Consider the following 18,628-nt stretch of genomic DNA (forward strand, 5'->3'; position numbering starts at 1 on the left):
CGATGGCCCTCACCCTCAGCATCGACCGCGACCGCTGCGTCGGCGCCGGAATGTGCGTACTGACCGCCCCCGAGGTCTTCGACCAGGACGACGAGGACGGCCGGGTGCTGCTCCGCACCACCGCACCGTCCGCCGCCCACACCACCGCCGCCCGCCAGGCCGCCGGCTTCTGCCCCGCCGCAGCCATCACCACGATCGAGCGGTAGCCCCGGCGGTTCCTCCCCACACGGGGGCGAACGCGCCACCCGCCCAGCACCGGAAGCTCACGGCCCAGGTCTTCGGACCTGGGCCTTGGCCATCCGGGGAAGTCCGCCGTGCCGGCGCGCTCGTGCTACTTCTGGCCGGCCAGGCTGATGATGATGAGCAGGACGAGCAGCCCGAGTGCGATGACGCCGCAGCCGCCGCAGCCCCCTCCGCCGCCGCCTCCCTTGATCTGCTGGGCGCCGCCCGGCACGACGTCCGGATGGTGGCGGGCGTAGTGCTCGATGATCCGCCGTTCCGCCTCGGATTCCCTGAGCCAGGGTGTGATGTAGCGGCACTCGCCGCACGCGTTCCTGAACGTAGCCACAACTCCCCCTTGGTCTAGGCCACTTGACTCACCAGGGCAGCACGGGGCGAGACGAATGACAAGCCCCTCGGCAGGCCCGGCGCAGGGGGTGCGGGCGGCCGAGCAGGCGCCGGAGCAGAGACCGATCAGTTACGACGCCATCGGCAGTGCCGCGCCGTCCCGCCACTTGAGGATCGAATGGGGTGGGGTAGGGGCTGACCTGCGGGTACGCGCCGGAAACCCTGCGGACCAGGGAAAACTACGCTCGGTAGTTCTCACTGGTCCGCAGGGTTTTCCGCTGCACTGTGCCCTGGATGTGCCCGGCAGCGTCGTCACCCGGTGGGGGTGGCCACCAGCGTCCGCAGGGTCATGGGCTCGGCCAGGACGCGGTCCAGGACCTGCTCGACATGCAAGAAATGGGCGGTGGCGAAGTGTTCCCGCAGAGCCTCCTGGTCGGCCCACTCCTCGACGATCACCATGCGGGCCGGGCGATTGGGATCGGCATAGGGGCTGTACGCGAGGCAGCCGGGTTCTTCCAGGGATGGTTCGATCATCGCCTCCAGGGCGGTGCGCAGACGGTCCTCCTGGCCCGGGGCGGCCAGACATTCGGCAAGGACGACGAGGGTCATGGGCGGCGATCTCCTTGCGAGGTCGGGGTGGTGTGAGGTCGGCCGGCTATGGGCGCGCGGGGCCAGTGCCCGCGCCGGAGTCGGTGATCGCTGTGGCGATCTCGTCGAGGTCGGCCTGCGTCAGGTGAACGGCGCCGGCCGCGATCCAGCCGTCGACCTGGCGGGAGTTGCGGGCGCCGACGATCGCGCCGGTGATGCCCGGCCAGGCCAGGGTCCAGGCGATGGCCACTTCGGCGACGGTGACGCCGTGCCGGTCGGCGACGGGCCGCAGCGCGTCGGCGAGGCGGAGGTTGGCCGTCAGGCCCGTGGTGAAGTCATGGTGGGCGGAGCGCCAGTCGTCGGCGGGCAGGCTCGCGGCGCGTTCGGCGGAGAAGGCTCCGGTGAGCAGGCCGGACTGGAGCGGGGAATAGACGATCACACCCGTGTCGTGGGCGTGAGCCCAGTCGATCTCGGGTGCGGCCGAGCGGTTGATGGCCGAGAACGGAGGCTGGATGACGTCGACATGGGCGATCTGCTCGGCGGCCTGAAGCTGCTCGGGCGAGTGGTTGGACAGACCGATCGCGCGGACCTTCCCCTCGGCCTTGAGATCCGCCATGACCTGCCAGTACTCCTCCAGCGGGGTGGCATTCGGGGAGACGGCCCCGAAGCCGCCTCCCGCGTACTCCAGCGACTCGCCGGTGTCCGGATAGTGCACCTGGTACAGATCGATACGGTCGACGCCCAGGCGCCGGAGGGAGTCGTCGATCTCGCGGCGGACGCTGGCCGGCTTCATGATCCGGCGGGGTGCGGCCTGCGGGTTGTCCGGGTCCCAGACCAGCCCGGCCTTGGTGAAGATGTAGGGGCGCTCGGCCTCGGGCAGATCGGCGACGGCCTTGCCGACCAGTTCCTCGGAGTGCCCCAGCCCGTACACGGCGGCGGTGTCGATCCAGTTGACGCCCGAGGCGACCGCGTGGCGGATGGCAGCGATGGACTCGTCGTCGTCGGTGGCGCCCCAGCCGAAGAACCATCCCGAGCCGGCCACCGCCCAGGATCCGAAGCCGACGCGGGTGATGTCCATGCCGGTGGTGCCGAGCGGAAGGGCGGGCAGGTTGGTTGCGCTCATGTCGCGGAACTCCCAGTGCGATTGGAGAGGGGCCGGGGCCAAGTGGCCTCCGGTCGGCCGGAAACGTTCCGGCGTCCACCACTGTGCTGCCGGCCGCCGAGCCCACCCAGTGGCAGCCCGTGCCTGGGCACGGCATGACCAGGCAAAGGCCACCGCGCACGGCACCGGGCCGTGAATACTGGCCGCATGGCACTGGACCGACGTACCGAACTGGGCGAGTTTCTCCGCTCCCGCCGGGCACGGCTGCGCCCCGAGGAACTGGGGCTGCCGGACTACGGGGCCCGCCGCCGGGTCCCCGGGCTGCGCCGCGAGGAGCTGGCCCAACTGGCCGGGGTGAGCGTGGATCACTACGTCCGGCTGGAACAGGGCCGCACGCTGCACTTCTCGTCGGAGGTGCTGGACGCGGTCGCCCGCGCCCTTCGCCTGGACGCGGTGGAGCGCGAGCACCTGTACCGGCTGGCACGCCCGGCGCCCCGGTCGGAACCGGCGTACGGGGAGGGCTCACCCCGCCCGCAGCAGGTGCGGCCGGGCCTGCGTCGGCTCCTGGACTCGACGCCTGACGTCCCGGCGTACATCGTCGGCCGCAACACCGACGTCCTGGCCTGGAACCGCCTCGCGGCGGCTCTGATCACCGACTTCGGCGCGCTGCCTCCCCAGCAGCGGAACCTGGCTCGCCTGGTCTTCCTTGACGAGGGGATGCGCGATCTGTACGCCGACTGGCGGGGCAAGGCCAGTGACGTGGCCGCCTACCTCCGTCTCGACGCCGCACGCCACCCCGACGATCCCCACACGGCGGAGCTGCTCGACGAACTCACCGCCGCCAGCCCGGTGTTCCGGTCGGTCTGGGCGGAGCACCGCCTCAAGGACAAGACCCACGGGCGCTACGTCTACCGACACCCTGTGGTGGGCGGGCTGGACCTCGGCTTCGAGACCCTGCGTCTGCCGGACGACCCGGACCAGGCCCTGATCGCCCACACCGTGGAGGAAGGCTCACCCTCGCACACCGCGCTGCGATTGCTGGCAGCCTGGGCCGGGGAAAGCACGCCGGTCGGCTGAACAAGCACCCTGCCGTCACCCTCGCCGTCACAGTCCGCCCGAGACGACCTGGTCACGACGCCATCGGCAGTGCCGCGCCGTCCCGCCACTTGAGGATCTTGTCGAAGCTGACGATCGCGCCGGGGCGGCCCGTGCGGTTGCGGTAGCGGACGTGGTCGGTGAGGGCCTCGATCAGAAAGAGCCCCCGGCCTTCCTCGGCAAACACGGGAGCCTGCGCGGGGGTGGGCACGGGGGCCGGTGTGGCGGCGCGGTCCGCGGCGGTATGGGGAGGGGCCGGGGGTGCGGAGCTGCCGTGGAAGCCGGGACCCGAGTCGGCGACTTCGATCCGACAGGTGTCGCCGTCGATGAAGGCCGTGACGCGGTAGTCCTCGGTGGCGGCGTCCCCGCCGTGTTCGACGGCGTTGGCGCAGGCTTCGGTGAGGGCCACCGACAGGTCGTAACAGATGTCCGGGTCGACGCCCGCGGTCTCCATCGTGCCCAGCAACAGGCGACGGGCGAGCGGCACGCTTGCCGCCTCACGCCGCAAGTGGAGTGACCACCAGATGCTCATCGCTCCAGCCTCCTGGCCGCGGCTCGACATATCGTTACCTATTGCCGTGCCACAAGGTCCGTAAGCATGTCCGGGACGTGATACCGCTCATTCGGCGGATGCGAAGACTGAGCGCATCGGTGTAGGTGAAGCGCCGCGTACGCGCTGTCGCGCGCCCCGCCTGCCACCCTTGACGCCCCGGGAGGCGCCCCTTGCCCACCGCCCTGCCGTAGGCGGCGGGCAGGGGCAGTGGGATGATGGCGCGGCCATGTTTGCCCCACCTGCCCCGACCGCGCGCGCAGCCGCCGACCTGCGGCTGCTGAGGGCTGCGGTCTTCACCGTGGTCTGCGTCGCGCTGTCCGCGGCCGGGCACATGATCGCGTCGTGCGCGACCGTCCCGCTGTGGACGCTGGGTGTCGCGGCCGCCGTGGTGTTCGCGGTGGCGGCCCCGCTGGCCGGGCGGGAACGCTCGCTGCCGGGGATCGCGGCGGGGCTCGCGGTGGGCCAGCTCGTACTGCACTCGCTGTTCACGTGGGGGCAGGCGCCCGTCCTTCCGGCGTCCCGCACGGCGGCCATGACCGGAATGGCGGACATGGCGGGGATGACGACGAGCGGCCGGGTCGGTAGCGGCTTCGGCGGCGCGCTGTCCGATACGGCGGCGATCGCGCTCGCCCGGCACCTGACCTGCGGGCTCGGTGCGGGCCGGGTGGACGGCGACCAGGCGCGGCGGATGCTCGGCACGGCCGGCTTCGACGCCGCCTCCGCCACCGCACCGGCCGCGCACGGAGCGGCCGGTGGCGCCGGCGACCCGTCCATGGCGCACTGCGTGGTGCCGTCCGTGCCCATGCTGTTGGGCCATCTGCTCGCCGCGCTCGCCCTCGGCTGGCTGCTGCGGCGGGGCGAGGCGGCGCTGTGGCGAGTGGTCCGGCTGTCGGCTCCGGCGGCCTACGAGATCACCGTGGCGGCGCTGGTCGGTGCGCTGCGCGGAGCGCTCGCGCTGGTCCGCGCCCTGCTCGCGGTCCTCGGCGCGGCGCACGACGATGCGCTGCGCGCCTCCGTTTCGTACGGGGATGACAAACCCGGCCCGAAGGACGTCGCGCTCCACCACAGTGTCGTCAGGCGAGGACCCCCCTCCCCGGCCGCCCTGGCCCTCGCGGCCTGACGTCGCGCAGCACGCTCCCACGTGGGGCTCCCTCCCATGCCCTTGAGGCCTGGGGGAGGGTACGGGCTCGCGCGCCGTCGCCGTGCGCGCGCCGCCACACCACCGTCAGCGTCACCCGTGCCTTTCCTCTTCCTGTGGAGCGTTTCGATGTCGAATAAGTCTCGTATGTCCAAGTTTTCCCGCCTGTCGCTCGTGGGCGGCGTCGCGGCCGGCAGCGTGCTGCTGCTCGCCGGCCCGGCCTTCGCGCACGTCAGCGTGCAGCCCGGCGAGGCACCCAAGGGCGGCTACGCGGTCGTCAACTTCAAGGTGCCCAACGAGCGGGACGACGCCTCGACGGTGAAGCTGGAGGTGACGCTGCCGGCCGACCACCCGCTGGCGTCCGCCATGCCGCAGCCGGTGCCCGGCTGGAAGGTCTCGGTCACCAAGTCCAAGCTCGCCAAGCCGATCGAGATGCACGGTGAGAAGATCAACGAGGCGCCCTCGAAGATCACTTGGACCGCCGAGGACAAGGGCGTCGAGCCCGGCCAGTTCCAGCAGTTCCCGGTCTCCGTCGGGCAGCTGCCCGAGGACGCCGACGAACTCGTCTTCAAGGCCCTCCAGACGTACGACGACAAGGAGGTCGTGCGCTGGATCGAGCCGACGAAGGAGGGCGCGGCGGAGCCCGAGAACCCGGCGCCGGTGCTCAAGCTCACCGCGGCCGAGGACGACGGCCACGGCTCCTCCGGCGCGAAGCACGCCGGCGCCAAGAGCGACGCCGAGATGACGACGGCCGCCGCGGAGACGTCCGCCAGCGACACCACGGCGCGCGTCCTGGGCGTCATCGGCATCGTGGTCGGCGTCGCCGGAGTCGGCTTCGGCGTGTTCGCCGGCCGTCGCCGCAGCGCCTGACCACCGCGGGGCCGGCGCCCGACCCGCGCCGGCCCGGCTCCCCTCGGAAGAACGTATGGGATTTATCTGCAATGCATAGAAGGACCCTGCTCGCGTCCGCCCTCGCGGCGGCCGCGGCCCTCAGCCTGACCGCCTGCGGCGGCGACGAGAGCAAGCCCGCCGCCGTCGTCTCCGGTGGGACGACCGCCAAGCCGATCGTCACCCTCGACAGCCCGCTGGAGAAGCCCGACCTGGTCCTGACCGGCACCGACGGCAAGAAGTACGACCTGCTGGAGCGGACCAAGGGCCACCCGACGCTGATCTACTTCGGCTACACCAACTGCCCGGACGTCTGCCCGCTGACGATGGCCAACATCGCGGTCGCCGTGAAGCAGCTGCCCAAGGCCGAGCAGAAGGACCTGCGGGTCGTGTTCGTCACCTCCGACCCGGAGCGCGACACCCCGGCCGCCCTCAAGAAGTGGCTCGCCGGCATCAACAAGGACTTCGTCGGGCTGACCGGCGCGTTCGACACCATCCAGGCGGGCGCGCGCAGCGTGAACATCGGGATCGAGAAGCCGGTCAAGAAGAAGAACGGCGATGTCGTCTCCACCCATGGCGCGCAGGTCCTGCTGAGCTCCCCCAAGGACGACAAGGTCCATTGGATGGGCATGCAGGAGGCGACCTCCGACAACTACACCACCGCACTTCCGAAGATCATCAAGGGACAGAACCCGTGAACCGCCGTACCACCCTCGCCGCCGCCCTCGCCCTGACCGCCTCTCTCGCCCTCGCGGGCTGCGGCGCCGGGGAGTCCGACTCGCAGATGACGGTCGACGGCGCCTATATGCCGCAGCCGGTCACCCAGGACATGGCCGGCGGGTTCCTCACGATCAAGAACAGTGGCGCGGCCGACAAGCTCACCGCGGTCACCACCGCCGAGGCCAAGGACGTCACGATCCACAAGACCGCCGGCAACAAGATGGAGCAGGTCAAGTCCCTGCCCATACCGGCGGGCGGCGAGCTCAGGCTCGAACGCGGCGGCAACCACCTGATGCTCATGGGCCTGAAGTACAAGCCGGCCAAGAGCGACATCATCCGCGTCCAGCTGCAGTTCGCCCACGCCGAGCCCGTCAACGTGGACCTCCAGGTCAAGGCCGCCGACTACCAGCCGAAGAAGTAACGGGCGGCACCGCAGGTCACGGCAACAGCACTCACACGGCAGTTGAGGGGAGCGATCACTATGGTCACCACCGGGCTACCGCCACGACGGTCCGCCGCGCTGCGGCTGCTGATCGTCGCGGTGGCGCTGGCCGGCGCGCTGTTCGGCGGCGCCGCCCCGGCGTCCGCGCACGCCGCGCTGACCGGCAGCACGCCGGCGCAGGGTTCGGTGGTCGACCGCGCACCCGAGCAGGTGACGCTCACCTTCTCCGAGGGCGTCGCGATGGGCGACGACTCCATCCGGGTCCTGGATCCGCGGGGCAAACGGGTGGACCGCGGCAAGCTGCGCAACCTGTGCAGCGGCAGCGTCGTCAAATACGGCACGGGGCTGCCGCCGGGGCTCCGCGACGGTACGTACACCGTCGCCTGGCAGGCGGTCTCCGCCGACAGCCACCCCGTCTCCGGCGCCTTCACCTTCTCCGTCGGCGCGCCCTCCAAGTCCGCCGCCCCGCTCCCCCAACAGGAGGTCGGCGGCGGGCTGGTGGGCGCGCTCTACGGCATCGCCCGCTATCTGGCCTACGCCGGGTTCGTGCTGCTGGTCGGCGGTGCCGCCTTCGTGGTGGCCTGCCGGCCGGCCGCCGCGCTCGTACGGTCGGTGCAGCGGCTGGTCGTCCAGGGCTGGGTGGCGCTGACCGCCACCACGCTCGCGATGCTGCTGCTGCGCACCCCGTACACCGGGTCCGGTGATCTCGCCGACGTCTTCGACCTAGGTGGCCTCCAGCAGGTCCTGGTCACCAAGCCGGGCGCGGCGCTGGTCTCCCGGCTGCTGCTGCTCGCGGCCGCGGCGCTGTTCGTCGCGGTGCTCTTCGGGGCGTACGCGCGGCTGCAGGAACCGGAGCGGGCGCAGGAGGAGGGAGCCGAGGGGGACGGGACCGCAGAGGCCGGCGACGAGGCCGGCGACGGTGCCGGGCAAGCCGCGGACCCCGCCGAGGAGGCCAGGCGGCGCAAGGACCTCACCTTCGGGCTGGGCATCGGCGGGGTGATCGTCGCGATCGGGCTCGCCGCGACCTGGGCGATGGCCGAACACGCCTCGACCGGGCTGCAGCCCGCCGTCGCGATGCCGGTCGACGTGCTGCATCTGCTCGCGGTCGCCGCCTGGCTCGGCGGGCTGGCGGCGCTGGTGGTGTCCCTGTACTGGGGCCCGCCGGTCGAGCGGAGCGCCGTACGCCGCTTCTCGCGGATCGCGTTCGGTTCCGTGGTGGTGCTGGTGGCCACGGGCGTCTATCAGTCCTGGCGGCAGGTCGGCACCTGGCACGCGCTCACCGACACCGCCTACGGGCGGCTGCTGCTGCTCAAGGTGGGCCTGGTCGTGGTCCTCGTCGGGATCGCCGCGGTGTCGCGGCGGTGGACGGGGCGCCTGGGTGAGGCACGCCAGGCGCCCGACCGCGAGCCCGTTCCCGCCCTCGTCCCCGACCACGGCCCGGCGGCCGAGCCCGACGAGGACCCGGCCGCCGGAACCGCTCCGGACGCCGCCCGCGCCGCTCAACTGGCCCGTCAGCGAGCCGCCCTGCGCACCGCCCGGACCAAGCGGCTGCGCGACGCGGACCCCGAGCGGCTGGGGCTGCGCCGGTCGGTCCTGGCCGAGGCGACGGTCGCCGTCGCCCTGCTGGTGGTCACGACGGTGCTGACGGCCACCGAACCGGCCCGTACGGAAGAGGCGGTCAGGGCCGCTTCCGGTGGGCAGTCCACCGCGGCCAACCAGCCGCAGGTGCTGACCATCCCGTTCGACACCGGCGGTCCGGGCGGCAAGGGCACCGCCCGCCTCGACCTCGACCCCGGGCGCAGCGGCAACGCCAACGAGCTGCGGCTGCGGCTCTCCGACCCGTCGGGCAAGGCCATGGACGTTGCCGAGGTGAAGGTCTCCTTCACCCAGAAGTCCCAGAAGATCGGGCCGCTGCCCTTCGTCCCCCGACACGTCGGCAAGGGCCACTGGCGCGCGAGCGGCGTCCAGCTGCCGGTCTCCGGGCAGTGGCAGCTCTCGCTGCTCGTACGGACCTCCGACATCGACCAGGTGACCGAGACCAAGAACGTGAAGATCGGCTGATGAGCAAGCGAACCGAACAAGCCGCCGCCGCTCCCCGGGCCGCCGGCGCGAAGGCCTCCGGCGAGTCGAAGGCCTCCGGCGGCGCGAAGACCTCCGGTGCCCCACAGGCCCCGCTGGAGCTCTCCCGCCGCCGGCTGCTGGGCACCGTCGGTGCGGCCGGCGCGGCCGGGCTGGTCGTCGGCGGGGCCGGCGGCGCCCTCGGCGCCTCCGCCTCCCAGCAGGACGCGCCCAAGGCCCTCACCACCATCGGGTCGACCGAGGTGCCGTTCCGGGCGGCGCGTGCCCGGCACCAGGCGGGGATCACCACGCCGCTGCAGGCCAACGGGCATCTCGCCGCCTTCGACCTGGCGCCCGGCGCGGACCGCAAGGCCGCGGCGGCGCTGCTGCGCCGCTGGTCGCGGACGGCCGAGGAGCTGATGGCCGGACGCGCCCCGGACGCCGACACCGGGGTCGCCCTGGACGCCGGCCCGTCCTCGCTGACCGTCACCTTCGGCTTCGGCCACAGCTTCTTCGGCCGTACGGGCCTGACGAAGCGGCGCCCCGTACAGCTCGACCCGCTGCCCGAATTCTCCGCGGACGCGCTGGACCCCGGGCGCAGCAACGGCGATCTGTGGATCCAGATAGGCGCCGACGACGCGCTGGTCGCCTTCCACGCGCTGCGGGCACTGCAGAAGGACGCGGCCGGCACCGCCCGGCTGCGCTGGCAGATGAACGGGTTCAACCGCACGCCGGGTGCCACCGCGCACCCGATGACCGCCCGCAACCTGATGGGCCAGGTCGACGGCACCAACAACCCCAAGCCGTCGGACGAGGACTTCGACCAGCGGATCTTCGTGGGACGGGACGCCGAGCAGCAGTGGATGCGCGGCGGGTCGTACGCCGTCGTCCGCCGGATCCGGATGCTGCTGGACGACTGGGAGAAGCGTTCCCGGCACGAGCAGGAGAAGGTCATCGGGCGCCGCAAGGACGACGGGGCGCCGCTGACCGGCGGCTCGGAGACCACCCCGATGCGGCTGGACGCCACCGGCCCGGACGGGCTGCCGGTCATCCCGGCCGATGCGCACGCCCGGATCGCGGCGCCGGAGTCCAACCAGGGAGCGGCGATGCTGCGCCGCCCGTTCTCCTTCCACGACGGCTACCGCGAGGACGGCGCCCCGGACGCCGGGCTGCTGTTCGTCTGCTGGCAGGCCGATCCGCTGCGCGCCTTCACCCAGATCCAGCGGAAGCTGGACCGCGGGGACGCGCTGTCGCCGTTCCTGCGGCACGAGGCGAGCGGGCTGTTCGCGGTGCCGCCGGCCGCGGAACCGGGCGACTACGTGGGCCGGCCGCTGCTGGAGGGGTGATTCCCCGGCGGCAGGGCCGCCCCCGGGGCCGTCCCCGGGCCGTCCAGCGGCTGGAAGCCCCGCCCGGCGGCCGGAACGGCTCGGTATCGTGGCAGGGCAGGGAGAAGATCGGCGGGGTGCCCCCGCAGTTGCGCGAGGGAGTGCTCAAGGATGTCGGCCAGCCGCTATACCTATCTCGGCCCCGCGGGCACGTTCACCGAGGCCGCGCTGCGCAGCCTTCCCGAGGCGGCGACCCGCGAGCTGGTGCCGATGGTGTCGGTGCCGGCCGCCCTGGACGCGGTGCGCGCCGGTGAGGCCGCGGCCGCCCTGGTGCCGATCGAGAACTCCGTCGAGGGCGGGGTGACCACCACCCTGGACGAACTGGCCTCCGGCGAGCCGCTGATGATCTACCGCGAGGTGCTGCTGCCGATCGCCTTCGCCCTGCTCGTACGCCCGGGCACGGCGCTCGGCGACGTCAAGACGGTGACCGGCCACCCGGTCGCCCAGCCGCAGGTGCGCAAGTGGCTGGCGGCTCAACTCCCGGAAGCGGTGTGGGAGTCGGCGGCCTCGAACGCCGACGGCGCGCGGCTGGTGCAGGAGGGCCGCTACGACGGCGCCTTCGCGGGCGAGTTCGCGGCGGCGACGTACGGCCTGGAGCCGCTGGTCACCGACATCCACGACGCGCAGAACGCGGCCACCCGCTTCGTCCTGGTGGGCCGCCCGGCCCGGCCCGCGTCGCCCACCGGCGCGGACAAGACCTCGGTCGTGCTGTGGCTGGCCGAGGACCACCCCGGTGCGCTGCTGGAGCTGCTGCAGGAGTACGCGGTGCGCGGCGTCAGCATGATGCGGATCGAGTCCCGGCCGACCGGGGAGGGCATCGGCCGCTACTGCTTCTCGGTGGACTGCGAGGGGCACATCACCGACCGCCGGGTGAGCGAGGTGCTGATGGGACTCAAGCGGGTCTGCCGCGAGGTGCGGTTCCTCGGTTCGTATCCGCGGGCGGACGAGACGACGCCGAGTGTGCGGCGGCAGATGACGGACTCGGCGTTCACCGAGGCGTCGGACTGGCTGGCGCGCTGCCTCGACGGGCGGGGCTGAGCCGCCCGCGGTCCCGGCACGACCTGCGGCTTTCCGTGGCCTGTGGGTTGTCCACAAAGTTATCCACAGGCGCGGTTCTCGACCTGTGGGTAAGTCGACATGAAAGCCGTACGGAGTCGACAAATCGGTCTACTGACACCACATCGTTCCACAGCCCCCTACCGCGCCCCCCGTCAGCACAATTCATGCGATCAATCCTTTAGAGCGAGGCAATCCCACACGAAAGAGTGCGGGAGCGGGGTTTGGGGCGAGAATCCATAGCCGAGCATTTCGACAGCGGAATGATCGACTCCGACTTCCACAGATCTCACACACAGCCTGTGGATAAGAGTCGGAGAACCCTTGCCCCCTGTGGACAACCGAGGGATCTCCGGGGAAAACCAGGGCCCCAACTCCCGCTGTCCACATAATGGATCACCCGGCGCCCGCCCCCACGAAAGCCCCCATCGCGGACATCGGGAATTCCGCCGCACACCCCCTCGCACTTATCCGCCGCTTACCGGTCGACCCCTCAGGCACCTCCGCCTCCACCCCGCACCCCTAAGGGAATAAATACCCCAAAACGGGCAAATCGATATGCCGGGGAATATCGCGTCGAGGAGCCGTGCGCGGCCCCGGTAGCCTGGGGGTGTGATTGACCTTCGCCTGCTCCGTGAGGACCCCGACCGTGTGCGCGCGTCCCAGCGCGCCCGTGGAGAGGACGTCGAGCTCGTCGACGCGCTTCTCTCCGCCGACGAGCGGCGCAGGTCCTCCAGCGTCCGCTTCGACGAGCTGCGTGCCGAGCAGAAGGCGCTCGGCAAGCTCATCCCCAAGGCCAGTGGCGACGAGAAGGCCGAGCTGCTGAAGAAGGCCGGCGAGCTGGCCGCCGCCGTCAAGGCCGCCGACGCCGCCCAGGACGAGGCCAAGGAAGAGACCCAGCAGCTGCTGCTGAAGCTCGGCAACCTCGTCCACCCCGACGTACCGGTCGGCGGCGAGGAGGACTTCACGGTCCTGGAGACGCACGGCACGATCCGCGACTTCGACGCCGAGGGCTTCGCCCCCAAGGACCACCTGGAGATCGGCGAGCTGCTCGGCGCGATCGACGTCGAGCGCGGCGCCAAGGTCTCCGGCTCCCGCTTCTACTACCTGACGGGCGTCGGCGCGCTGCTGGAGCTCGCCCTCGTCAACGCCGCCATCGCCCAGGCCACCGCGGCCGGCTTCACGCCGATGCTGACCCCCGCCCTGGTCCGCCCGCGCGCCATGGAGGGCACTGGCTTCCTCGGCCAGGCCGCCGAGAACGTCTACCACCTCGAAAAGGACGACTACTACCTGGTCGGCACCTCCGAGGTCCCGCTCGCCGCGTACCACATGGACGAGATCGTCGACGCGGCCAAGCTGCCGCTGCGCTACGCCGGTTTCTCGCCGTGCTTCCGCCGCGAGGCCGGCACGTACGGCAAGGACACCCGCGGCATCTTCCGGGTCCACCAGTTCGACAAGGTGGAGATGTTCTCCTACGTCGCGCCGCAGGACGCGCAGGCCGAGCACCAGCGGCTGCTGGACTGGGAGAAGCAGTGGCTGACCTCCCTGGAGCTGCCGTTCCAGGTCATCGACGTCGCCACCGGTGACCTCGGCGCCTCGGCCTCCCGCAAGTTCGACTGCGAGGCGTGGATCCCGACCCAGGGCAAGTACCGCGAGCTGACCTCGGCCTCCAACTGCGACGAGTTCCAGGCCCGCCGGCTCTCGGTCCGGATGCGCGAGACCGTCGACGGCAAGCAGAAGGTCCAGCCGCTCGCCACCCTCAACGGCACGCTCTGCGCCGTACCCCGCACGATCGTGGCGATCTTCGAGAACCACCAGCAGGCGGACGGCTCCGTGCGCGTCCCCGAGGTGCTCCGCCCCTACCTGGGCGGCCGGGAGATCCTGGAGCCCGTCGCCAAGTGAGCGCATCGGCTCCGGCGGCAGCCGCACCGCTGCCGTACAAGCTCATCGCGACGGATCTCGACGGGACGCTGCTGCGCCCCGACGAGACCGTCTCCGAGCGCACCCGCCGGGCGCTCGCCGCGGCCACCGCGGCGGGCGCGGCGCACATCGTCGTCACCGGCCGTTCGGTGCCCTGGACCCGGCACATCCTCGAAGCCCTGGACTACCACGGCCTCGCGGTGTGCGCCCAGGGCGGGCAGGTCTACCACGCCGGTGAGCAGCGGCTGCTGACATCGGTGACGCTCGACCGGCAGCTGGCAGGTCTGGCGCTGTCCAAGATCGAGGCCGAGGTCGGCCCGCTGTTCCTGGCCGCGAGCCGGGACGGCCTGGACGGTCGGGTGCTGGTCGGTCCCGGCTACCGCGTACAGCAAGGCCCGCTGGCGAACGTTGTGATGGACGACCCCGGCGAGCTGTGGGCAGCGCCGCTGAACAAGGTCTACCTCCAGCACCCGACGCTGGACGACGACGCGCTGGCACAGGCCGCACGCCAGGTCGCCGGTGATCTGGTGGGCGTGACGATGGCCGGGCCGGGCGTCGTCGAACTGCTGCCGCTCGGCCTGTCCAAGGCCACCGGCCTCTCGCTGGCCGCCCGCCGCCTGGGCATCACCGCCAAGGAGACCGTGGCCTTCGGCGATATGCCCAACGACATCCCGATGTTCGCCTGGGCGGCGCACGGCGTGGCGATGGCCAACGCCCATGACGAGCTGAAGGCCGTCGCGGACGAGGTGACGGCCTCGCCCGAGGACGACGGGATCGCGGTCGTGCTGGAGCGGATCTACGGGCTCTGACCGGCCTCCGGTTCCGCCTCGTCGGCGACGGCCGCCGCCGGGGTCAGCGGCCAGGCCGCGAAACCCATGACCAGTGCGATGGCATGGCCGAAGTCGGTGAAGGTCGCGCCGGTCGTCAGCGGAACGCCGAAGAACACCAGCACCGCGACGAGGTAGACATAGCACCAGGGCGGGGGCAGCCGGTAGGTCAGTACGCCGGCGGCCGCGGCCAGCCCGTAGGAGACCCCGATGTCGACGACATGCGTCATCGAGCGCGGCAGCTGGTGGCCCTCGATGGCCAGCAGGACGAGTTCCTGGCTGGCGAGGGTGGCGGCGACATGCGCGCCGCCGACGGTCAGCAGCCAGCGCCAGGTCCCCACCCAGCGCTCGACGTTGGCGTGCACCAACTCGAACATCACCGCGTAGAGCAGGAACGACTCCGGCCGTTCGATCCAGAAGCCGCTGATCAGCAGCGAGGGCAGCGGATGCTCGTTCAGCTCGTGGATGTTGCTGCTGGTGCGGTGGACGAGGAACTGCCCCAGCCCCTCGGAGGCGGAGGCGATCACGAGGCTGGTGACGCCGATGACCAGCAGCCAGATATGGGTGCCCGGGCTCGTCCGCACCCAGTCCTTGACCCGGTCGGCAAGGGCGCGCCCGGACCACCACGACCGGCCGCCGCGCAACGGCTCCATCAGCGGTCCCCTCGCCGGTCGTCGGGTTCGGCGAGGCCGTGGGTACTGCCGAGGCCGTCGGTGGATCTGACGGCTTTTCGGTCGGTCTTCACCCTTTGAGGGTAGAGGGTGGCCCCCCCTACGGGAGGGCCGGACGTGCGGGTCGGCACCCGGAACCGTACGGCCGTGCGCGGTTCCGGGTTGCCGCCCTGGGCCCTGTGACGATCTTCGCGGCGATGCCACACCCCAGTCAATCCTCTGGTTTCGTTCCAAATCCCTTAGCCACAGCTTGGGTAGGGCCACCAGGAGGGGGCTACCGTACCCGGGTGACCCTCGATGACCTGCGCGCTTTCGTGGCCGTGTGCGAGACGGGCAGCCTCAGCGCCGTCGCCCGACGTCTCGGCTGCACGCAATCCGCCGTCAGCCAGCGCATCAAACGCCTCGAACGCGAGGCGGGCATCAGCCTGTTGGAGCGCCGGCCGCGCGGTGTCGCACCGACCCAGGCGGGCCGGATCCTCAACCGCGCGGCGGCGGACGGCCTCAGCGGCCTGGACGTGGCCCTGCGTCAACTGGGCGATCTGCGCGCGGGCGACGGCGGCACGGTCCGGGTCACCACCGGTGCCACGACCGTACGGCACTTCATGGCCGACGCGGTGGTCGCCTTCCGCACCCGCCATCCGCACGTCAACCTGGAGTTCCAGACCGAGAGTTCCAGCAGCCGCTGCTTCGAGGCGGTCGCGGACGGCGGCTCCGAACTGGCCTGGATCACCATCGGCCCGCCCGTGCGCGGCATCGAGCAGCATCCGGTCATCGGCCTGCCCTGGGTGCTCGCCGTACGCGCCGACGACCCGCTCGCGACCCGGGAGCGGATCGAGCCGGAGGAACTGGCCGCCCTCCGGCCCATCCGGCTGCCGGAGAACTCCACCTCCCGTATGCGGCTCGACGGCCACCTCAGCCACCGGGACGCAGGGCAGCTGCCGCCCCCGAGCACCACCAGCGTCGCCGACTGGGACACCGCCCTGCTGCTGGCCGAACTCGGCGTCGGCCACGCGGTCGTCCCGCGCCTCCCAGGTCTCGCGTCCACCGCCGACTCGTCCCTGCGCCTGGTCCCGATACCCGCGCTGCCCCCACTGGCCACCGGCTGGGCGGTGCGCACGTGGGCGGCGCTGAGCCCGGCGGCGGTGGAGTTCGCGGAGACGGTCACGGCGTGTCTCGGCGGTGGCCGTGAGCAGCGGCCCGCCTCCGGTGCGCGAGGGGCTGCGCGGTCGGCGACGTCCGGGGCCGCGCCAGGGCGTCGGGGTCGTCAGGCGGTTTCCGAAGCCGGGGCATCGGGTCCGTAGGGCGATATCCGGGGCCTTTGTCCGGGGCCATTGGTTTCGGGCCGCGTCGGCCGGGATCCGGCTGCGGTCCGGCCGCGCCCCGGCTGCCGCGCAGCGTCACCGCCGCCCCACAATCGGCCACCACCCGGCAGCATCGCGTCAAACAGTGTCCACAACCCGTCAATGACGCGTCAGCGACTGGCGGAGGGGCCCGTTCCCCGGGCATAGCGTCGTCAGAGCCGAGCCCCGGCACATGCGTCATCCACTGGTCCGGGGCCGCCGATGTCCTGTTCGAGGAGCAACGCCGTGTCCCACCATCTGTACGCGGAAGATCCTGAGCCCTCTGATCGTGTCCCGGCCGGGCCTCTCTTCGTCCCCGTCCGGTCGGGCCCCGCGGGCTGCACGGCCCGCCTGTTCCGCACCCCGCTCGGCGGCCGGACGGCCGTCGGCTTCACCTCCGCCCAGCTGCTCGCCGCGGCTCTGGGCGGAGGCCAACCCTGGGTCAGGCTGTCCGAGCCCGCACTGCGTGCGCTGGCCGAGCCCGTCGGCGCGACTGTGGTGACCGTCGACCCGCGGCTCTCCCCCGAGGTGTCCCGTACGGCGCGCACTCCCGAGGTCTCGCGCCCCTCGCGCACCCCTGAGGTCCCCCGTACGGCGCGCACCCCCGAGGTGCTCCATACGGCCCGTACGCACCATCACCTACGGGCTGTCTGAGGGAGGGGCGACACCATGAGCCACAGCACACTGCCCCGGACCGCCCAAGAGCCCGCCGTTCCGCCGCCGGCCGCCGCGGTGGCACCCACCACGGCGTCGCCGGCCGCCGGACCGGACGCCCTGCTCACGTCCCCTGAGGGCGAGCCGCCGGCCGCCGCCCGACCCACCGCCGACCGCGGTCCGCTCGCCATATGGCCCGGCTCCGCGGTGCCCCTCTGCCACGACGACGTCGCCGTGGGCGGTGTCCCGCTCACCGAGCTGGCCGACCGCTTCGGCACCCCCGCCTATGTCCTGGACGAGGACGAGGTGCGCCACCGCTGCCGCGCCTACCTACGGGACTTCCCCGACGCCGACGTCTACTACGCGGCCAAGGCGTTCCTGTGCCGCGCCCTGGTCCACTGGGTGCAGGAGGAGGGCCTCGGCCTGGACGTCTGCTCCGCCGGTGAGCTGGAACTCGCCGTCACCACCGGCTTCCCGCCCGAGCGGATCGTGCTGCACGGCAATGCCAAGAGCCCGGCCGACCTGCAGACCGCGCTGCGGCTCGGCGTCGGACGGATCGTCATCGACTCCACGTCGGAGATCGCCCGGCTGGCGGCCGCGGTCCCGGCGGGCTCCCGGCAGAAGGTGCTGATCAGGGTCGTGCCCGGGATCGCCGCGGGCGGCCACGCCAAGATCCGCACCGGGACCGACGACCAGAAGTTCGGGCTGTCGATCGCCGACGGCTCCGCACAGCACGCCGTCACCCGGGTGCTCGCCCAGCCGCGCCTCCAACTGGTCGGCCTGCACTGCCACTTGGGTTCGCAGATCACCACCGCCAAGCCGTATCTGTCGGCCGTACGACGGCTGGTCGGCCTGCTTGCCCGGGTCCGTGAGCAGCACGGCGTCGCCCTCCCCGAGCTGGACCTCGGCGGCGGCCACGGCATCGCCTATCGCCCCGGTGAGCCCGTGCTCGACACCGCCGCGCTCGGCGCCAAGGTGCGCGCGGAGCTGGCGAGCAGCTGCGCGGCGGCCGGCCTGCCGGTGCCCCGGCTCGCCGTCGAACCCGGCCGCGCCATCGTGGGCCCGGCCGGTGTCGTCCTCTACCGGGTGCTGTCCGTCAAACGGACCGGCGCGCACACGTTCGTGGCGGTGGACGGCGGGATGAGCGACAATCCGCGACCCGCGCTGTACGGGGTGCGCTATGCGCCCCGGCTGGTCGGGCGCAGCTCGCTCGCCGCGTCGGAGCCCGTCACCGTCGTCGGCCGGCACTGCGAGGCCGGCGACGTACTCGCCACCGACGTGCGACTGCCGGGCGACATCCGGCCCGGCGATCTGCTGGCGGTGCCCGTCGCCGGCGCCTACCACCTCTCCATGGCCTCCGGATACAACCTCGTCGGCCGCCCACCGGTCATCGCGGTCACCAACGGCCACGCCCGCCTCCTCGTACGGCGGGAGTCCCTGGCGGATATCCAGGGGCGGGACGTCGGGCTGTAGGGCGGGGCAGGGAGCGGTGGTCCTTATGCAGCGGTGATCCTGTTGGAGCGGTAGTCCCGTTGGAGCGGTAGTCCCTTCGGAGCGGCAGTCCCGTTGGAGCGGTAATACCGTTGTAGGGGACAGGAGTTGGGGCTCCTCGGGGGCGGCGATC

At 72.1% G+C, this 18,628-nt stretch carries 19 protein-coding genes; 14 read left to right on the forward strand and 5 right to left on the reverse strand.

All coding sequences use genetic code 11. The features are described from left to right. Window positions 1-2: 2 nt before the first annotated feature. Entirely contained in the window at window positions 3-206 is a 204-nt protein-coding gene (locus ACZ5XZ_RS09260; protein ID WP_468975680.1) for a ferredoxin, read from the forward strand. 125 nt (window positions 207-331) lie between these two features. On the opposite strand, the gene ACZ5XZ_RS09265 is transcribed toward ACZ5XZ_RS09260, so the two are convergent. The 3 genes from ACZ5XZ_RS09265 to ACZ5XZ_RS09275 form a co-directional block, all read right to left on the reverse strand. Then, entirely contained in the window at window positions 332-568 is a 237-nt protein-coding gene (locus ACZ5XZ_RS09265; protein WP_468975682.1) for a hypothetical protein, read from the reverse strand. Window positions 569-879: 311 nt separating this feature from the next. Further along, a complete protein-coding gene (locus ACZ5XZ_RS09270; RefSeq protein WP_468975685.1) occupies window positions 880-1,176 on the reverse strand; it encodes a putative quinol monooxygenase in 297 nt (98 codons plus the stop codon). A gap of 46 nt (window positions 1,177-1,222) precedes the next feature. Beyond that, entirely contained in the window at window positions 1,223-2,278 is a 1,056-nt protein-coding gene (locus ACZ5XZ_RS09275; RefSeq protein ID WP_468975688.1) for an aldo/keto reductase, read from the reverse strand. Window positions 2,279-2,464: 186 nt separating this feature from the next. Between ACZ5XZ_RS09275 and ACZ5XZ_RS09280 the strand changes: the two genes are divergently transcribed. After that, the gene (locus tag ACZ5XZ_RS09280) at window positions 2,465-3,334 is read left to right on the forward strand and encodes a helix-turn-helix transcriptional regulator (RefSeq protein ID WP_468975691.1); all 870 of its coding nucleotides are present in this window, start codon (window positions 2,465-2,467) and stop codon (window positions 3,332-3,334) included. A 52-nt stretch (window positions 3,335-3,386) separates the two neighbouring features. Here the strand turns inward: ACZ5XZ_RS09280 and ACZ5XZ_RS09285 are convergent, their stop codons facing one another. Beyond that, window positions 3,387-3,884, reverse strand: a complete 498-nt coding sequence (locus ACZ5XZ_RS09285) for an ATP-binding protein (RefSeq protein WP_468975694.1) — start codon at window positions 3,882-3,884, stop codon at window positions 3,387-3,389. 247 nt (window positions 3,885-4,131) lie between these two features. Here ACZ5XZ_RS09285 and ACZ5XZ_RS09290 point away from each other — a divergent pair, with 247 nt between their 5' ends. From ACZ5XZ_RS09290 to ACZ5XZ_RS09330, 9 genes are all read left to right on the forward strand, one after another. Continuing rightward, window positions 4,132-5,025: a hypothetical protein gene (locus tag ACZ5XZ_RS09290; RefSeq protein WP_468975695.1), complete on the forward strand. Its 894-nt coding sequence runs from the start codon at window positions 4,132-4,134 to the stop codon at window positions 5,023-5,025. 165 nt (window positions 5,026-5,190) lie between these two features. Then, entirely contained in the window at window positions 5,191-5,913 is a 723-nt protein-coding gene (locus tag ACZ5XZ_RS09295; RefSeq protein ID WP_468975697.1) for a YcnI family copper-binding membrane protein, read from the forward strand. A gap of 71 nt (window positions 5,914-5,984) precedes the next feature. After that, entirely contained in the window at window positions 5,985-6,629 is a 645-nt protein-coding gene (locus ACZ5XZ_RS09300) for an SCO family protein (protein WP_468975700.1), read from the forward strand. Beyond that, window positions 6,626-7,072, forward strand: coding sequence for a copper chaperone PCu(A)C (locus ACZ5XZ_RS09305; RefSeq protein ID WP_468975702.1), 447 nt, complete (start codon window positions 6,626-6,628; stop codon window positions 7,070-7,072). Before ACZ5XZ_RS09300 ends, ACZ5XZ_RS09305 begins: the two co-directional genes overlap by 4 nt. Window positions 7,073-7,132: 60 nt before the next feature. Then, window positions 7,133-9,154, forward strand: a complete 2,022-nt coding sequence (locus tag ACZ5XZ_RS09310; RefSeq protein WP_468975704.1) for a copper resistance CopC/CopD family protein — start codon at window positions 7,133-7,135, stop codon at window positions 9,152-9,154. Beyond that, the gene (gene efeB, locus ACZ5XZ_RS09315; RefSeq protein WP_468975707.1) at window positions 9,154-10,497 is read left to right on the forward strand and encodes an iron uptake transporter deferrochelatase/peroxidase subunit; all 1,344 of its coding nucleotides are present in this window, start codon (window positions 9,154-9,156) and stop codon (window positions 10,495-10,497) included. The genes ACZ5XZ_RS09310 and efeB overlap by 1 nt, the downstream gene beginning before the upstream one ends. Before the next feature lie 150 nt (window positions 10,498-10,647). Further along, on the forward strand, window positions 10,648-11,574 hold the full coding sequence (gene pheA, locus ACZ5XZ_RS09320; RefSeq protein ID WP_468975710.1) for a prephenate dehydratase: 927 nt from the start codon (window positions 10,648-10,650) through the stop codon (window positions 11,572-11,574). 630 nt (window positions 11,575-12,204) lie between these two features. Next, the gene (gene serS, locus ACZ5XZ_RS09325) at window positions 12,205-13,494 is read left to right on the forward strand and encodes a serine--tRNA ligase (protein WP_384424317.1); all 1,290 of its coding nucleotides are present in this window, start codon (window positions 12,205-12,207) and stop codon (window positions 13,492-13,494) included. Then, window positions 13,491-14,321: an HAD family hydrolase gene (locus ACZ5XZ_RS09330; RefSeq protein ID WP_468975713.1), complete on the forward strand. Its 831-nt coding sequence runs from the start codon at window positions 13,491-13,493 to the stop codon at window positions 14,319-14,321. Before serS ends, ACZ5XZ_RS09330 begins: the two co-directional genes overlap by 4 nt. Here ACZ5XZ_RS09330 and ACZ5XZ_RS09335 read toward each other — a convergent pair. Next, entirely contained in the window at window positions 14,309-14,992 is a 684-nt protein-coding gene (locus tag ACZ5XZ_RS09335) for a rhomboid-like protein (protein ID WP_468975715.1), read from the reverse strand. The genes ACZ5XZ_RS09330 and ACZ5XZ_RS09335 overlap by 13 nt on opposite strands. Window positions 14,993-15,297: 305 nt before the next feature. Between ACZ5XZ_RS09335 and ACZ5XZ_RS09340 the strand changes: the two genes are divergently transcribed. The 3 genes from ACZ5XZ_RS09340 (at window position 15,298) to lysA (ending at window position 18,477) form a co-directional block, all read left to right on the forward strand. Further along, on the forward strand, window positions 15,298-16,311 hold the full coding sequence (locus tag ACZ5XZ_RS09340; RefSeq protein ID WP_468975717.1) for a LysR family transcriptional regulator: 1,014 nt from the start codon (window positions 15,298-15,300) through the stop codon (window positions 16,309-16,311). Between the two features lie 285 nt (window positions 16,312-16,596). After that, on the forward strand, window positions 16,597-17,004 hold the full coding sequence (locus ACZ5XZ_RS09345) for an SAV_915 family protein (protein WP_468975719.1): 408 nt from the start codon (window positions 16,597-16,599) through the stop codon (window positions 17,002-17,004). Between the two features lie 15 nt (window positions 17,005-17,019). After that, a complete protein-coding gene (lysA, locus tag ACZ5XZ_RS09350) occupies window positions 17,020-18,477 on the forward strand; it encodes a diaminopimelate decarboxylase (RefSeq protein ID WP_468975721.1) in 1,458 nt (485 codons plus the stop codon). Window positions 18,478-18,628 lie beyond the last annotated feature (151 nt).

The organism is Streptomyces sp. NPDC033270, assembly GCF_055576575.1.

Excerpts from the sequence above, each read along its gene's own strand:
- ACZ5XZ_RS09300 (WP_468975700.1), top strand. The coding sequence starts at position 5,985 with ATGCATAGAAGGACCCTGCTCGCGTCCGCCCTCGCGGCGGCCGCGGCC.
- ACZ5XZ_RS09270 (WP_468975685.1), bottom strand. The coding sequence starts at position 1,176 with ATGACCCTCGTCGTCCTTGCCGAATGTCTGGCCGCCCCGGGCCAGGAG.
- ACZ5XZ_RS09290 (WP_468975695.1), top strand. The coding sequence starts at position 4,132 with ATGTTTGCCCCACCTGCCCCGACCGCGCGCGCAGCCGCCGACCTGCGG.
- ACZ5XZ_RS09280 (WP_468975691.1), top strand. The coding sequence starts at position 2,465 with ATGGCACTGGACCGACGTACCGAACTGGGCGAGTTTCTCCGCTCCCGC.
- efeB (WP_468975707.1), top strand. The coding sequence starts at position 9,154 with ATGAGCAAGCGAACCGAACAAGCCGCCGCCGCTCCCCGGGCCGCCGGC.
- lysA (WP_468975721.1), top strand. The coding sequence starts at position 17,020 with ATGAGCCACAGCACACTGCCCCGGACCGCCCAAGAGCCCGCCGTTCCG.
- ACZ5XZ_RS09275 (WP_468975688.1), bottom strand. The coding sequence starts at position 2,278 with ATGAGCGCAACCAACCTGCCCGCCCTTCCGCTCGGCACCACCGGCATG.
- pheA (WP_468975710.1), top strand. The coding sequence starts at position 10,648 with ATGTCGGCCAGCCGCTATACCTATCTCGGCCCCGCGGGCACGTTCACC.
- ACZ5XZ_RS09260 (WP_468975680.1), top strand. The coding sequence starts at position 3 with ATGGCCCTCACCCTCAGCATCGACCGCGACCGCTGCGTCGGCGCCGGA.
- ACZ5XZ_RS09335 (WP_468975715.1), bottom strand. The coding sequence starts at position 14,992 with ATGGAGCCGTTGCGCGGCGGCCGGTCGTGGTGGTCCGGGCGCGCCCTT.
- ACZ5XZ_RS09285 (WP_468975694.1), bottom strand. The coding sequence starts at position 3,884 with ATGAGCATCTGGTGGTCACTCCACTTGCGGCGTGAGGCGGCAAGCGTG.
- ACZ5XZ_RS09295 (WP_468975697.1), top strand. The coding sequence starts at position 5,191 with ATGTCCAAGTTTTCCCGCCTGTCGCTCGTGGGCGGCGTCGCGGCCGGC.
- ACZ5XZ_RS09310 (WP_468975704.1), top strand. The coding sequence starts at position 7,133 with ATGGTCACCACCGGGCTACCGCCACGACGGTCCGCCGCGCTGCGGCTG.